This is a genomic window from Desulfomonilia bacterium (genome assembly GCA_036567785.1).
Classification (GTDB): domain Bacteria; phylum Desulfobacterota; class Desulfomonilia; order UBA1062; family UBA1062; genus DATCTV01.
In genome coordinates this window covers 1-14,231 of the sequence record DATCTV010000061.1, presented here as the reverse complement: position 1 = coordinate 14,231, position 14,231 = coordinate 1, and the positions used below count along the sequence as shown (strand labels likewise).

Genomic DNA, 14,231 nt, shown 5'->3' with positions numbered 1-14,231 from the left:
AGGTTATCAATGTCGAGCAATTACAAGGCCTATACGGGAAAAATGCTCAAGATCGATCTGACGACAGGCGCCATCGGCGAATATCAGATAACGGACGCGGACCGTGAAAAATTTCTTGGCGGCCGCCACATGTCGACAAAGATACTCTGGGACCTTCTCAAGCCCGGTACGGATCCTCTCTCTCCGGAGAATGTCCTGATTATAAATACCGGACCTCTGACAGGAACAGGCGCACCGTCTTCAAGCCGCTACGACATATCGGCAAAAAGCCCGCTTACCGGCGGAATCGGCCATTCCAACAGCGGCGGTAATTTCGGCCTCCACCTGAAACGTGCCGGATGGGACGGGATAGTCATCCTCGGAAGGGCTGAAAAGCCTGTCTATATAGATATCTACAACGAAAAGGTCGAGATAAGGGACGCCTCCCATATCTGGGGGAAGGACACACAGGTATCTCAGGAACTCATGGGAAAGGGTGGAACCGTCGCAATCGGCCCGGCAGGAGAAAATATGGTCAAATTCGCAAGCGCCGTCTCACAGGAGCGTTCGCACGGGCGCTGCGGCATGGGGGCGGTGATGGGGTCAAAAAACCTCAAAGGATTGATTGCAAGGGGGACAGGAAAAACCGAAGTCGCCGAACCTGAAAAGCTCAAAGAACATTACAAGAAATGGACAGCAATGCTAAGGAAGCATCCTGCCACCGGAGACCTGGCCCCGCGCTACGGAACCGCCTTCTTCCTGACAACCCTGTCCAAAGGTAATGCGCTCCCCACAAAGAACTTCTCAACAGGCACCTATGAGAATGCCGAACTCTTGGGGGGTGTGAGGCTCGCTGAAGAATATCTTGTGAAAAACTATGGCTGCGTGACCTGCCCCATCAGATGCGGGCGTGTCGTAAACATCGACGGCAAGGAGGTCAAGGGTCCTGAATACGAAATCCTCTGTCTGCTCGGCTCCAACATGCTCATAAACGACATGGATGCAATCATCAGATGGAACTACCAGCTCGACCTTCTCGGAATGGATTCAATAAGCGCCGGAACGGTCATGGGCTTTGCAGCTGAGCTTAACGAGAAAGGACTCTGGAAAAACGGCATCGAGTTCGGAAGAAAGGATAACATAGCGCAGATCATCGAAGATATAGCCTTTCGCAGGGGCATCGGTGATGACCTGGCCGAAGGCGTGCGCGCCATGTCAGAAAAATTTGGCGGTGGAGATTTCGCCCCTCACGTTAAGGGTCTTGAAATTGCAGCTTATGAGCCCAGAGGCTCGGTCGGACACGGCCTGGGCTACGCAACCGCCAGCCGCGGGGCCTGCCATCTGGACGGCGGATATCTGGTATATTTTGAAGTTACAGGCCCTGTCCTGCTCGACCCCTATCACTGGCGTTCAAAACCGGGCTGGGCAGTGCTTGACCAGAACATGATGTCAGCCATAAGTTCCGGCGGCCAGTGTCTTTTCACCTCCTGGACATTCGTTCCGCCTATCGCATACAAGGTTCCAGGCAGCAAGATGGCTTCATGGATCATGACAAAGATTCTGACTTACGGGTGGGCGTCTATCGAGGGAATGCTAATGCTGCCCTATTCGCTTCAGAAAATACATGTACCGCTCCTTCCGCACACCAAGGCCATAGAACTGGCAACAGGAATGAAGTGTGACTTCGGCAGGTTCATGGAAGCAGGCGCTCGAGGATACACACTTGAACGGCTTTTCAATATGCGCGAAGGAATCGGCAAAAAGGATGACACCCTGCCGAAACGGTTCACCGACGAGGAGCAGATAAAGGGCCGGCCGGAGACAAAAGTCCCGATAAATAAGATGCTTCCCCGCTACTACCAGCTCAGGGGATGGGACGAAAACGGCGTTCCGACTCCAAAGACGCTCAAAAAACTCGGACTGGATTTTGTGAACATCTGATCTACGGGCACGGGCATTTTCAGAAAACATTGGGCTGTTGAGCCGTTAAGCAGAGCCTTTGATTCTGCTTTTCAGCTTACAAGCCAGCCTTTACAAATCATTCCCCGGTTTCGTCGTTTCTTGATCTGTTTTATTCTATCGCACTGTATCGTTCATATCCTTCGGTTTATTTAATAAAATATCTTACAGGGATCCAGATTCCGGCATAACCACCTGATAGCAAATGTCTTTCAAATCAATATATCAAAATGACTGTTTACCACGAAGAGCACGAAGAACATGAAAAGAAGCAAATAAAATCAGACCATTCTGAGGAATGAAGAAAGCATTCCTCAGAATCAATCATTCAAATCGCCAATTTTTCTCCTGGCGATTTGAAATTGGTTTCTTCGTGACCTTCGTGCTCTTTGTGGTTCATATCTTTTGAAGTTATCGGCAATGATCAGACGTATGCCGGAGTGACGAGGCAAGAAAATGACTCGGAGATGCAAAGTTATGAAGCCATGAACTGATAATACTCCCTGTACCACTTCACAAATCGTTTAATCCCCTCTTCCACAGTTATCTGCGGACGAAAGCCTGTCACGTTTTCCAGGTCTGCAGCATCTGCGCAGGTTGCAGCGACATCACCCGGCTGCATAGGCAGCATGTTCTTTACTGCTTTTCTGCCGAGAGCTTCTTCAAGCACTTCGATATAGCGCATGAGTTCAACCGGACTGGAGCCGCCGATATTGAAGACCCTGTACGGCGCAAAGCTTGTCCCGGGATCGGGGTTTGCCCTGTCCCAACCTCTATCGGGCTTCGGGATGATATTTGCGATACGGACAATGCCTTCGACAATGTCGTCAATATAAGTGAAATCGCGAATCATCTTCCCGTTGTTATAGACATCGATCGGCTCGCCGGCAAGAATGGCCTTCGTAAACATGAACAGCGCCATGTCAGGCCGGCCCCACGGACCGTAAACGGTAAAGAACCTTAGCCCTGTCGTAGGCAGGCCGTACAGTGAGGAATAGCAGTGCGCCATGAGTTCGTTCGTCTTTTTGGAAACGGCATAAATGCTGATCGGGTGATCGACGTTGTCATGCACCGAGAACGGCATTTTCTCATTGATGCCGTAAACGGAACTGGAAGACGCGTAAACAAGGTGCTTCGTCCCCGCATGCCTGCAGCATTCCAGGATGTTCATGAACCCGGCAATGTTCGAGTCAATGTATGCAAAGGGATTCTTTATGCTGTATCTTACGCCGGCCTGCGCAGCGAGGTTTACTACGACATCGAAATCATGTTCTTTGAAGATTGCGGGAATTCTTTCTCTGTCAACAAGGTCGGCCTTTTCGAATATGAACGCGTCATAATCTTTCAGCATGCCGAGGCGGTCGAGCTTTATCCGGGGGTCGTAATAATCGTTGATATTGTCGATGCCGAAGACCTCATGAGAATCTTCGAGAAGCCTTCTTGAAAGGTGAAAGCCTATGAAGCCTGCACTGCCAGTTACCAGGAATTTCATCAGCGTCTCCTTGAACCGTAAAGGCCTGTAAGCCTTTCAACAGCATCGGGAAGTTCGTATATGTTCTGGATGTACATCTCGGCATCGACGCCGGGATCGATGCCCAGGAGTATGCCGTGCATACCCAGCGACTGTGCGGTTTCCACATTGTCGGCCCTGTCGTCCACAAAAATGACTTCTGAAGGTTCACATCCGTATCTTTCGACAACCTTTTCATATGGCGCGGCAAGCGGTTTGGGTATGAAATCCATATCCTCGATGGAAAATATATCCACAAAATATTCTTTTACGCCAAGGGCGTTGAGCACCCTTGACGCATAATCCCTTGAAGCATTCGTAAAAGCTATCATGGGCAGGCTGATCGCCGACAGGGCCTCTTTAAGCATTTCGTCTTCAAAAAGGATATCTTCGACAGGGACATCATGCACATTTCTTATAAAATCATACGGATCGGTATTGTGATTTCGCATCATGCCGCCCAGAGTCGAGCCGAAATTCCTGATATAATCGTTTCTCAAAAGCTTTACATGCTCTCTTTCCATGCTTAACGATGACATCACATAGTCTTCTATTCTCTGATTCACATGCCTGAACGGACCTGTTCCCTTGGGGTAGAGCGTGTAATCCACATCAACAAGTATCAGCTTCATGATACTCCTACAGTATGCGGCTTAATAGAATACCTGCTGACAGAACGACAGGAGCGCCTATATTCATGATCACGTTTTTTGTCATATAAGGGAGCAGGGCCGGAAGGTTTTCGGCGTTCTTGAGAACCCCGCGGGAGATATCGATTGCCAGAATCAGAAACACAAGCTCGATCAGGCTCGTCACAGGAAGGATTCCCGCAGCCACGCCAGCTACAACCGGGATGAATGAGACAAAGAGGAAGATTACATATATCCTGGCGCTTTTCCTTGGGCCACTGTCGATCAGGAGATGCTTCCTTCCGACAGTGCTGTCTGCTGCGGCATCAGGAAACTGATTCAACAGCAGAAGGTCGTTCACAAGGAAGAAAGGCACAAGAGAGACAACGAAGGAAGCCCAGTTATAAGAACCTGTCAGCGCAAAGTGCGTCCCCATGACCATAAGGGGGCCGAATCCAAGCCCGGATGCCATAAGGCATAAAAATGGGGATCTCGTTATCCATTTCGTATAAAGCACTATTATGACCACACCGAGTATGCCAAGCGGCAGCAGCATGAGCCCCCTGATATAAACAAAATAGATGCCGACGGCGCATGTGACAACAAGCGATATTATGCCTGTCGCCAGGCCGTACCAGGCCTTTTCCGGATTTTCGGGAAGTGCCTTGCTTCCGCCCGAAAAAGGTGTCGGAACTGTTACGAGATCAAGCCCGCTTTTAAAATCATCGTATTCATTGAGAGCATTCACGCTGATATGCGCGCAGACTGCTCCCGCAAGCACAATGATTATATTTATTGCGCTTGGCATGGTACCGCTCAGGACCGCTGTCGATATGCCCAGCATTACACAGGCCGGGGTCAGTATCAGAAAGGCCGGCTTCATTGGCCCGGTTATCGGGTTACTCATCTTCAAGAACCTCCATCTGTCTTGGTCGTTTTATATTAAGATGCTTGTACGCCTTGGCCGCCGCCTGTCTGCCCCTGGGGGTTCTGTTAACATAGCCGTTCTGTATGAGGAAAGGCTCGTAAACGTCCTCTATGGTATCCTTGTCTTCACCGATTGCCGCAGACAGAGAATCGATACCGACTGGTCCGCCGCCGAACTGCCGTATCATCACTTCAAGGATCCTGCGATCCATCCTGTCGAGACCTGTTGCGTCAATATCCAGTCTGGTCAGGGCCGTGTCCGCAATATCATGCCTTATCATCCCGTCGCCCATCACGTCTGCAAAGTCGCGCACCCTTCTTAAAAGCCTGTTTGCTATCCTCGGGGTCCCGCGCGACCTGTGGGCGATTTCATCGAGCCCTTTTTCATCCGCCTCAATCCCGAGGATTCTTGCCGACCTTTTAAGTATATGCGCAAGTTCATCTCTTGTATAAAATTCAAGATGGCCTATTATTCCGAACCTGTCTCTCAAGGGCGACGTAATCCTGCCCGCACGGGTTGTAGCCGCAACCAGCGTGAACGGACACAGGTCGATCCTTATCGACCTAGCCGACGGTCCCTGTCCTATTACGATATCGAGTTTGAATTCCTCCATTGCCGGATAAAGTATCTCCTCGACAGCAGAACCAAGCCTGTGGATTTCATCGATGAACAGCACATCGCCCTTTTCAAGGTTGGTGAGTATTGCGGCGAGATCGCCTGATTTTTCAATTGCAGGTCCGCTCGTTACCTTGATGTTCACTTCCAGCTCGTTTGCAATGATATAGGCGAGCGTGGTTTTGCCCAAGCCCGGCGGACCATAGAACAGACAGTGGTCAAGAGGCTCGCCCCTTGAGCGCGACGCCTTGATGAATATATCGAGGTTGGCCTTAAGTGCATCCTGACCGACATATTCCTTGAGCGTTTTCGGCCTTATGTTTGACTCGAAATCCGCCTCGTCGCGGTCCATTATCTTGCCTGTCAATTCATCCTTGCTCATAACATTTCCTTAAGCGCCGCCCTTATTATTTCCTCGACATTATCCGATTTTATCCCCGCAACCGCTTTCCTGGCCTGACTGTCAGAATAGCCGAGCGCAATGAGCGCCTGAACCGCGTCCTCGGATGGCGCCTGTACACCTCTTGCCTGACGCGGATAATGTTTCATGATCTTTTCCTTCAGTTCAAGCACTATGCGCTGCGCGCTTTTCCTGCCAATACCGGGAAGAGAACAGAGATAGTTAATGTTCTCATTCACGACCTCATCCAGAAATCTGTTCGGCTCGGTGCCGGAAATTATGTTCATCGCCGTTTTCGGCCCGACGCCCGAAACGCCTATCAGGAGCGAGAACATCTCCTTCTGTCTGGGATCCGGAAAACCGTAAAGTTCAAGAGAATCTTCCCTTGAAATCAGTACGGTCGAAATGGTTATCTCGTGTCCCGGCTTAAGGGTGATTTCAGCACCGGCCGGTATGTTGACGAGATAGCCGACACCGCCGGCCAGTACCGTAAGGCTGCCCGGCACAACGCTGTAAACTTCACCTTTCAATAAACTTATCACGGCGTCAGCCTCCTTATCCTCCTGGATGCGCCGTGGCAGATTCCCACTGCAAGGGCGTCCGTAGCATCCTTTGAGCTGATCGACTTTTTCTTCATGCCGAGCAGCATGGCAACCATGTCGCTGATCTGATCCTTCCCGGCATGGCCGTATCCGCAAGTGGCCTTCTTGATTTCGGTAGGCGTGTATTCAAAAACAGGCAGGTCCATAAGGGTTGCTGCCAGTATGATCACGCCCCTTGCCTGGCCGAGCTTGAGCGCTGTCTGGGCATTAACCGCATAAAAAGAAGTTTCTATCGCCGCTTCGGCCGGTTTGTATTTTTCCAGAATGGATTTCACGCAGAGATGGATTTCCTTAAGCCTTTCCGAAAGCCCTTCGGATTTTGGCTTTATCGTACCGTGAGCAATGTGTTTAACCGAATTACACCCGATATCCAGAACCCCGTATCCTGTGCAGTGCGTACCCGGATCAAAGGCGCAGATAATCATTTATCCTTGGAATTGAGCCATTTCCTCGTCGTCGATATCGAAATTGGAAGATACGGACTGTATATCGTCATGGTCTTCGAGCAGGCTCATCAGCTTGAGCACCTGCTGGGCGCTTTTGCCTGTCACTTTAACGGTATCCTTGGGAATCATCGAGACTTCCGCACTTGTATATGCGATATTTTTCTCCTCAAGTGCGGCCCTTACATCTTCGAGCATGGAAGGTTCTGTAAGTATCTCAAAGCTTTCTCCCTGGTCGCTTATATCATCAGCACCCACGCCGAGCGCTATGTCATAAAGTGTGTCTTCATCGACTGCACTTTTTTCTACGACTATCACTCCCTTTTTGTCGAACATCCAGGCGACGCATCCGTTCTCTCCCAGGTTCCCGTTATATTTCGCAAAGAGATGCCTTATATCCGCAACAGCCCTGTTTTTGTTGTCAGTCAGCACTGAAAGCATAATGGCCACTCCGCCGGGGCCGTATCCTTCGTATGAGAATTCCTCAAGGTTGAATCCTTCGAGTTCGCCCGTACCCTTTTTGATAGCCCTGTCTATGTTGTCCTTTGGCATATTGGCTGCTCTTGCCGTCAATACGGCGGTTCTTAAACGGGCATTGGACGTCAGGTCTCCTCCGCCCATTCTTGCAGCCACAGTAATTTCCTTGATCAGCTTGCTGAAGAGCTGGCCTCTTTTAGCGTCAGCCGCCCCTTTCTTATGTTTGATGGTACTCCACTTATTGTGACCGGACATATTGTCCCCCTTGATTTCTTAATATTATAATTGTCTATCACAGGCCATTTTTCATGACAAGAAGCAACCGCTAAGGCCAATTAATCTAAGGACATTACCTGTTCCGGAAATCAATTTATTGTTGCAAATACGGTTTTTTATATGCTACCCACAAGCACTATCCTGACAGTGTGGGGCCGTAGCTCAGTTGGGAGAGCGCATGAATGGCATTCATGAGGTCGAGGGTTCGATCCCCTTCGGCTCCACCAATAATAATCATTTAAGTTTATGCCTTGAAAATTATCCGTTGTCCGGTCTTCATTAATTGACACCCCGCATGCATTTCCCTATACTTGGCGAGTTTGGAAAGTATTCTTTGAAAATTCAATCAAGGAGAGTTCGATGGCCTTTAAGATCACTGTCGTCGGCGGAGGAAGCAGTATTTTCACACCCCAATTGATCTCCCTTTTCATCAAGTCTGAAACCTTTCAGGGAAGCACAATCATGCTGATGGATATAGACCCTCACCGTCTCGAGTTGATGGAAACGCTGGGCAGGCTGCTTGTGGAAAAAACCGGGGCTCAGCTTATAATAAAGAGCACTACTAACCGTCGCGAATCCCTTTCGGGGGCGGACTTTGTCATCGCTGCCATTTCCGTTGGCGGATATGACGCCTGGGAAAAGGATCTCGAGATCCCGGCAAAATATGGAATCTGCCAGCCAATCGGCGACTCTGTCGGCCCGGGCGGTATAATGCGTGCATTCAGGCATGTCACCCCGCTGGTCGAGGTCTGTAAAGACCTTCAGGAGGTCTCTCCTGACGCCATACTCTTCAACTACACCAATCCTGCTACGGTTCTGTGCCGGGCAATGCGCAGGGAGACACGTGTCAATGCCATAAGCATCTGCACGAACGGGGTCTATGTGCGCGATGCGGATTTTCTGGCGGGCTGGGCCGGGGTGGAGCCTGAAGAACTCGCCCTGCCGCCGCTGGCTGCCGGGATCAACCACTGCGCATGCATCCCCGAACTGCTCTTCAAAGACGGCCGCAGCGCAATCCCCATGATACTTAAGGAATCCGACCAACCGGTCATCCGCTGGTGCATAGAAACATACGGCGTCCTTCCCATCGCATGGCCTCACTGGACGGAATTCTTCCCCTCTATCTGCAAGCTGGACGATACATATGAAGGCAGGGTACAGAACCTTAACATGAAGTATGACAATCCCGTCCATGACCTCGAAGTCGAACGGGATGTAATCGTACAATGGGAGGCCATGGTGAACAGGTGGATTTGCGGGGAGGAAGAGGCCTGCCTTGATGACATACCGGAAATCGAACCTGTGCAGGTTGTGGAAGTGATGGAATCAATCGTGGAGAACCGGGGCGAGGTCCATGTACTCAACGTTCCCAACCACGGGGCGATCGATAATCTGCCCAATGAAGCCATTGTGGAAGTTTCCACTCTGGTCAACCGTTATGGCGTTCTCCCGGTTCATGTTGGGGCTTTGCCTGAAGCCCTTGCGGCGCATTTGAGGCATCATCTCGCGGTTCAGGAATTGACGCTTGACGCCGCACTTACGGGAGACAGGAAGATTGCGCAGCAGGCCTTTGAACTCGATCCTTTCGTCGCAGGGAAACTCACGATAGAAGAGGCCGGGAACCTGCTGGATGAGATGCTTGAGGCGCATGCAGAGTACCTGCCGCAGTTTAAAAACAGGGCATAATAACTGCGCATACCGTTGATTCGGGCAGATAGCCCTCATCCTTCGGGCGTACCTTAGGTACGTCAATTTTTGTGAAGCGAAAATTTGTTCTGACGCCCTGTCAGAAATATATTGAATTTGTCATGTATTATGTAGCAGGAGTTTCTATACTATCACTTTCTCGGACTTCAGAACCTTCCCTTTTGACTTGTACCCTGTCGTCTTCTTGTCCATGTTGGGAACGCCGAGGAAAATCCCTATCAACTCCAGGTTCTCGAAATAGTCGGGATTTCTGGTGTAGTGGGCAGTTCCTTTCGGAAGATGCATGATCACTCCCGGCACGTATTCAAACTCTTTCCATACACCTTCGCTTACTTCTATTCCTTCGGCGCCGCGTCCTTTCACGCAATATACGATTTCATCGCAGTTCGTATGAACGTGTTTGGAATGTTCTTCGCGAGGCCCGAAAACCGCCCTGAAAATGCATACATTCTTTGCCCCGCTCGCCTCTTCCGAAATGAGTTCCCTGCACTCGAAGGTCGTAACCCCATCCTTCACGTAAATGAACTCAGGCTTGAGGATTCCTTCGCTGATGGATGACTTGAACTTTCTTACCGGCATATTTTCAACCTCCAGTTAATTATGTCCAGTTTTGACTGCATTTGATTTATCAAATATTACTTCTCAGATGAGCGGCCCCATGCAGCGCACGATAGTAAGCGGTTTTCCCTGGGCTTGAAAACGGTGTCCCAGAGATGCGGCGCAGGCGAACGCCTCGCCTCTTCGGACAGGTATTTTGCCGAAATCGCCCTCTATCGCACCTGTTCCTTCAATGACGATGTCAATCGAGAAGCGGTTGTCTTCAATCGCAATCTCATCCGACACATCGAGACGGGTGACGTCGAAATAATCGAGCACGTCTGGATTGACAAGGCGTGTCTCGCGGTTATCCCCTTTCTCGCGCAGAATGATTGGCTGCTGGCGGGCCCTTGCAATAGCTGCCTCCTTTTCAACCGGCATGAAATCGACAAACTCAAGCGCCCTGTCCCATCCGAGACCCATTGTCGCAGCGGCTTCATCAAGACCGTCCCACTCGGCGATGACCATGTGGTCGGTCGGCTCCTGTACCTCGATTGCAAGCACCTGAGGACCCACACAATGAGGTACTCCAGGGTAGGCGACATACACTTCACCGGGATGAACCTCGGTACGATGGAGCATTTCACGCATAGCCTTCCCGTTTTTGCTGTCAACCATACTGCGGAACCATTCCCTGGTCACACCGTCCTTGAAGCCGGCTGCGAAATATGCCGGCTCGATGCCGTCGCCGGGCGTATCCAGAAGTATCCATCCTTCCACTTTGCTGAATCCGGAATTTAGATTTTTTCTTGTCCAGGCCCTGTCAGGGTGTATGTGAAGGGGAACCGGCCCGGCAGGCGAAAGTATCTTGACCAGAAATGCTATATCAGCTCCGAAGCGCTCTGCAAAACCTGCGCCGATCATCTCTTCGGGAAAGCTATCAACCAGGCTCTTGAGTGTGACGGTACCTGCACCGTTGGCCTCCACAGTGCTGAGGCCCTGTTCTAAACCGTCAGGTCCTCTATTGCCTGCCACCGTGCAGGATCCTACCCAGTCCTCAGACCACCAGCCGTCGCCTGTATCCGGAAGACCCCGGAATTTTCTCACAAGCCCGCCGCCGTTGTAGAAACGATAAAGGGGATGATACGGAAGCGGAATCGGCCGCCTGATAATATCTCTAAGCAGATGGTTACCGGCCATGTCAAGCCGCCTCCAATCAGTCGAGTCCCAGCAGATACCTGGGGTTGTTCACACACATCTTTCGTATGTCGGCTTTTTTTATGCCCATTGCCAGGAGGATTCGTACGAATAGCTTCATGCCTTCCGCTGGCGGGACATTGACCACGGTTCCAAGATCGGATGCTATGAAACAGCGGTCGGGACCTACTTTTTTGATGCATTCGATCACGTAAAGGGGGTCGCAGTTCGGGTTGTTAAAGTTCGGGATGTCGCCATAGCAGAAGAGGCCTATAAACCCTCCCATTCTGCCTATCTCCCGCTCCTGTTCGAGCGTCATCTTGGTAACGTTCCAGTTGGGATGAGTAATCATGAACCTTTTCACGCCCAGCTTTTTGGCCTGCTCTACGACGATGAATCTCTCCTTGGTCCCTGCATGGCATGGATCAACGATCATATCGTGCTTGGCCGCTATCTCGAATATTTCATAAAGCGCTTTTACAGGCATGTCGTTTTTGTCAAGCAGCTCTATCCCGCCGGGTTCGCCTATAACCCGGTTATGGTGCGCCGAATCGTGGCTCGGCAGCCAGAGCACCTTGCCGCCAAGTCTTGCGCACATCTCGACCGATTCGGGATTGAGGCCTCCCACATAATTATTGAGGACGATGCCGCCGTATGCATGAGCCGGCTTTTTGTCGAGAGCCTTTGCGTAAGCTTCCACCGCCTGATTGACGAAAGGAACTGTCGCGGCCGTAGGAAATGTGTGGGCCTTGAAAACGACTCCTCCCATACCGATGTCGGTAGCCGCCTTCGTGACCTGGATCTGATCCCAGCCCGTGTCTATGAGAGGGTCCGGAAATGCGTGACAGTGCATGTCGTATGCGCCGTCAAGCACTTCGAGAACATCGTCCTCCTTGAGAAGAAGCACAGATTCGCCCATGGACTCTATCGTGATGTACGCGCGCCTTGTGTCTTCGCGCCATTCTTTCTCCATTGAAAGCTCGTAGTAAGTCCTCTTTTTGGCCATTCTTCGTCTCCTTGATTTGAAATTGATATGAATCCACTACACAATTAAGGAAGTATAAAGTGAGTGCACCCGGGTGTCAAAAAATATTTTAAAAATCTCCGTACCTGAAAACTGTCAGCCGGATCAGGCAAGGTGTCCGCTGATACGCAAAACATCAGACGCCTTGCCGGTTATTATGAACGATTCTCAGACCCTCATGTAGGTATTGGCCTCACGCACAAGGTCTCCGGTCATGACTTCAATCCTGCGCTTGACCATGACCTTAGGGACCTGTTCGAATGTATCGAGTTTTACAATATCCTCTTTACTGGGAGAAATGAGGACAACCCCCATAACCACGCCCTTTTCGTCAGGGATCAGATTGAAATCGCGCTTGCCGTTATTCAGAAACTCCCCCCTGCGGTATCCCTTGAGCACGGCAGGCGCAATGGGGATGGCATGGCCGAGCAGCTTCATTACAAAACGGGGGTTCATTAGATAGCCCCAGGCGAAATAGAGCTCGGCATTTTGCAGAACATCCGGCGATGGGATGTTGTCCTGCGGGGCGATTATGAAGCTCAGCGGTCCTTCTGCCCAGACATGATCAAACATGGCATTCTCCTTTTTGACAAAGCGGTTGTCTGCCAATATAATGCAAGTATTTGAATATGGTCAAGTAAAGGGAGGTTTATATGGCTCAAGATGATTCGAATGAACTGAAAGCCCTGGTGACGGGAGGCAGCGGCCTGCTGGGCCGTCATCTGGTCTCAGCCTTGTTGAATCGGGGAATGCAGGTCCGAGTTATTGATCTTTCTCCCCCTCCGGAAAATCTGGGCTCTGTTGATTTCATAAAAGGCAGTGTCACAGATGCCGGATTAGTTATGGAAGCCTGCAGAGGATGCTCGGTTGCCTTCCATCTGGCAGGCCGCATGCCGCAGGCCCGGCTTTCAAAAGACGGTTTCTGGCAGATAAATGTGGGCGGTACTAAAAATGTGGCGGAAGGATGCGTGCGCCATGGCGTTCCTGCGCTTATTTTCGCCTCTACAATCGAAATCTACGGTGCTCAGAAGGATTTTCCAATTCATGAGGAGTCGCCCAAGCTGTTTACCGGAACCTACAGCCGCAACAAATGGGAGTGCGAGCAGATGCTGCTAGATTACAGGAAAAAACACGGTCTGAAGGTTTCATTCATGCGTATGCCCATGATCATGGGTGCGGGTTTCTATCATGAGAAGGCGGCGCTTTCCATGATGCGCCGCGTCTATTACGGCAAACCGCTGCCTCTTCCCGGCGGCCCGGATATCCCGTTTACCATAGTTGCCGCAACCGATGTGGCGGATGCATTCATCGCCGCATACGAAATAAAGGAGGCCGACGGCGAGGCCTTTAATATTTCCGCAGGTCCTGCCGAACCTACACGAGAGTTCTTTTCCCGCTTCATCGAAGCTGTCGGCTCCAAATCAAGAATTACACATATACCGCACTGGATCATGCCGCCGATTGTGTATCTTGCCGTAAAACTGGACATCTCGCTGCCCATGACCGACACACCGGCGGAACTCCTGCCGTTTTCGCTTACAGGAGGGGACTATGACATATCAAAAGCAACAAGGGTCATCGGCTACAAACCCAAAAAGAGCGCACTTGACGCACTTATAGAAACATATCAGTGGGTTCTGGATCAGAAACTTTTCTGATCAAAGGCCACATCAACTGACTGATCCAGGCTGCATTATTTGCAATTTTATCAATAGAAGGCTGATTGATTATAAGGGAGCGACCGAGGTTTGATAAGCGGCAGTAACTTATTTTCAACGAACTTCTTGCATATCCTTATTTGTCAAGGTTAAACGGCCTGTTGCCCAAATAGGTATTGGCTGTTTTTGGGAATGGGGGGCAAGCAGAAGCCATAAGGTTTGCCTTTCATTTACCTGGGGATAAAATTACCAGGGGATAAAACATCGGATTATCTTTTTGCGGAATGCCC

General features: G+C 50.6%; 14 protein-coding genes and 1 tRNA gene. 4 read left to right on the top strand and 11 right to left on the bottom strand.

Going from position 1 to position 14,231, the window contains the following annotated elements:
• The first annotated feature begins 9 nt into the window (after nucleotides 1-9).
• Nucleotides 10-1,920, top strand: a complete 1,911-nt coding sequence (locus VIS94_15735) for an aldehyde ferredoxin oxidoreductase family protein (GenBank protein ID HEY9162529.1) — start codon at nucleotides 10-12, stop codon at nucleotides 1,918-1,920.
• A 493-nt stretch (nucleotides 1,921-2,413) separates the two neighbouring features.
• Here the strand turns inward: VIS94_15735 and VIS94_15730 are convergent, their stop codons facing one another.
• Genes VIS94_15730 through VIS94_15700 form a run of 7 tightly spaced genes read right to left on the bottom strand, consistent with a single transcriptional unit; the run spans nucleotide 2,414 to nucleotide 7,797 of the window.
• Nucleotides 2,414-3,430, bottom strand: coding sequence for an NAD-dependent epimerase (locus VIS94_15730; protein HEY9162528.1), 1,017 nt, complete (start codon nucleotides 3,428-3,430; stop codon nucleotides 2,414-2,416).
• Nucleotides 3,430-4,080: a pyrimidine 5'-nucleotidase gene (locus tag VIS94_15725; GenBank protein ID HEY9162527.1), complete on the bottom strand. Its 651-nt coding sequence runs from the start codon at nucleotides 4,078-4,080 to the stop codon at nucleotides 3,430-3,432. The genes VIS94_15730 and VIS94_15725 overlap by 1 nt, the downstream gene beginning before the upstream one ends.
• 7 nt (nucleotides 4,081-4,087) lie before the next feature.
• Nucleotides 4,088-4,984 carry a prenyltransferase gene (locus VIS94_15720; GenBank protein ID HEY9162526.1) on the bottom strand — a complete coding sequence of 299 codons (897 nt, stop codon included), beginning with the start codon at nucleotides 4,982-4,984 and terminating at the stop codon, nucleotides 4,088-4,090.
• Nucleotides 4,977-6,002, bottom strand: coding sequence for a Holliday junction branch migration DNA helicase RuvB (gene ruvB / locus VIS94_15715; GenBank protein ID HEY9162525.1), 1,026 nt, complete (start codon nucleotides 6,000-6,002; stop codon nucleotides 4,977-4,979). The genes VIS94_15720 and ruvB overlap by 8 nt, the downstream gene beginning before the upstream one ends.
• On the bottom strand, nucleotides 5,999-6,562 hold the full coding sequence (ruvA, locus tag VIS94_15710) for a Holliday junction branch migration protein RuvA (protein HEY9162524.1): 564 nt from the start codon (nucleotides 6,560-6,562) through the stop codon (nucleotides 5,999-6,001). The genes ruvB and ruvA overlap by 4 nt, the downstream gene beginning before the upstream one ends.
• Nucleotides 6,559-7,047 (bottom strand): crossover junction endodeoxyribonuclease RuvC, encoded by a 489-nt coding sequence (ruvC, locus tag VIS94_15705; GenBank protein HEY9162523.1) that lies wholly within the window; start codon nucleotides 7,045-7,047, stop codon nucleotides 6,559-6,561. Before ruvC ends, ruvA begins: the two co-directional genes overlap by 4 nt.
• A complete protein-coding gene (locus VIS94_15700; GenBank protein ID HEY9162522.1) occupies nucleotides 7,048-7,797 on the bottom strand; it encodes a YebC/PmpR family DNA-binding transcriptional regulator in 750 nt (249 codons plus the stop codon). It abuts the gene before it with no gap.
• A 172-nt stretch (nucleotides 7,798-7,969) separates the two neighbouring features.
• Between VIS94_15700 and VIS94_15695 the strand changes: the two genes are divergently transcribed.
• Nucleotides 7,970-8,045: transfer RNA gene (locus VIS94_15695), tRNA-Ala, on the top strand.
• Nucleotides 8,046-8,178: 133 nt separating this feature from the next.
• The gene (locus VIS94_15690; GenBank protein ID HEY9162521.1) at nucleotides 8,179-9,504 is read left to right on the top strand and encodes a hypothetical protein; all 1,326 of its coding nucleotides are present in this window, start codon (nucleotides 8,179-8,181) and stop codon (nucleotides 9,502-9,504) included.
• 144 nt (nucleotides 9,505-9,648) lie between these two features.
• Here the strand turns inward: VIS94_15690 and VIS94_15685 are convergent, their stop codons facing one another.
• The 4 genes from VIS94_15685 to VIS94_15670 all read right to left on the bottom strand — a co-directional run bounded on the left by VIS94_15685 (nucleotide 9,649) and on the right by VIS94_15670 (nucleotide 12,856).
• Complete coding sequence (locus VIS94_15685; GenBank protein ID HEY9162520.1) at nucleotides 9,649-10,104, bottom strand: cupin domain-containing protein; 456 nt, start codon at nucleotides 10,102-10,104, stop codon at nucleotides 9,649-9,651.
• Nucleotides 10,105-10,167: 63 nt separating this feature from the next.
• On the bottom strand, nucleotides 10,168-11,262 hold the full coding sequence (locus VIS94_15680; protein HEY9162519.1) for a hypothetical protein: 1,095 nt from the start codon (nucleotides 11,260-11,262) through the stop codon (nucleotides 10,168-10,170).
• 16 nt (nucleotides 11,263-11,278) lie between these two features.
• On the bottom strand, nucleotides 11,279-12,265 hold the full coding sequence (locus VIS94_15675; GenBank protein ID HEY9162518.1) for a DUF6282 family protein: 987 nt from the start codon (nucleotides 12,263-12,265) through the stop codon (nucleotides 11,279-11,281).
• A gap of 186 nt (nucleotides 12,266-12,451) precedes the next feature.
• Nucleotides 12,452-12,856, bottom strand: a complete 405-nt coding sequence (locus VIS94_15670; GenBank protein HEY9162517.1) for a gamma-glutamylcyclotransferase family protein — start codon at nucleotides 12,854-12,856, stop codon at nucleotides 12,452-12,454.
• 80 nt (nucleotides 12,857-12,936) lie between these two features.
• Between VIS94_15670 and VIS94_15665 the strand changes: the two genes are divergently transcribed.
• Nucleotides 12,937-13,941 carry an NAD(P)-dependent oxidoreductase gene (locus tag VIS94_15665; protein HEY9162516.1) on the top strand — a complete coding sequence of 335 codons (1,005 nt, stop codon included), beginning with the start codon at nucleotides 12,937-12,939 and terminating at the stop codon, nucleotides 13,939-13,941.
• Nucleotides 13,942-14,231: the final 290 nt, after the last annotated feature.

Coding starts and splice junctions, on each gene's coding strand:
- VIS94_15670 (HEY9162517.1), bottom strand. CDS start 12,856: ATGTTTGATCATGTCTGGGCAGAAGGACCGCTGAGCTTCATAATCGCC.
- VIS94_15720 (HEY9162526.1), bottom strand. CDS start 4,984: ATGAGTAACCCGATAACCGGGCCAATGAAGCCGGCCTTTCTGATACTG.
- VIS94_15700 (HEY9162522.1), bottom strand. CDS start 7,797: ATGTCCGGTCACAATAAGTGGAGTACCATCAAACATAAGAAAGGGGCG.
- VIS94_15685 (HEY9162520.1), bottom strand. CDS start 10,104: ATGCCGGTAAGAAAGTTCAAGTCATCCATCAGCGAAGGAATCCTCAAG.
- VIS94_15675 (HEY9162518.1), bottom strand. CDS start 12,265: ATGGCCAAAAAGAGGACTTACTACGAGCTTTCAATGGAGAAAGAATGG.
- ruvC (HEY9162523.1), bottom strand. CDS start 7,047: ATGATTATCTGCGCCTTTGATCCGGGTACGCACTGCACAGGATACGGG.
- VIS94_15725 (HEY9162527.1), bottom strand. CDS start 4,080: ATGAAGCTGATACTTGTTGATGTGGATTACACGCTCTACCCCAAGGGA.
- VIS94_15735 (HEY9162529.1), top strand. CDS start 10: ATGTCGAGCAATTACAAGGCCTATACGGGAAAAATGCTCAAGATCGAT.
- VIS94_15665 (HEY9162516.1), top strand. CDS start 12,937: ATGGCTCAAGATGATTCGAATGAACTGAAAGCCCTGGTGACGGGAGGC.
- ruvB (HEY9162525.1), bottom strand. CDS start 6,002: ATGAGCAAGGATGAATTGACAGGCAAGATAATGGACCGCGACGAGGCG.
- VIS94_15680 (HEY9162519.1), bottom strand. CDS start 11,262: ATGGCCGGTAACCATCTGCTTAGAGATATTATCAGGCGGCCGATTCCG.
- VIS94_15690 (HEY9162521.1), top strand. CDS start 8,179: ATGGCCTTTAAGATCACTGTCGTCGGCGGAGGAAGCAGTATTTTCACA.
- VIS94_15730 (HEY9162528.1), bottom strand. CDS start 3,430: ATGAAATTCCTGGTAACTGGCAGTGCAGGCTTCATAGGCTTTCACCTT.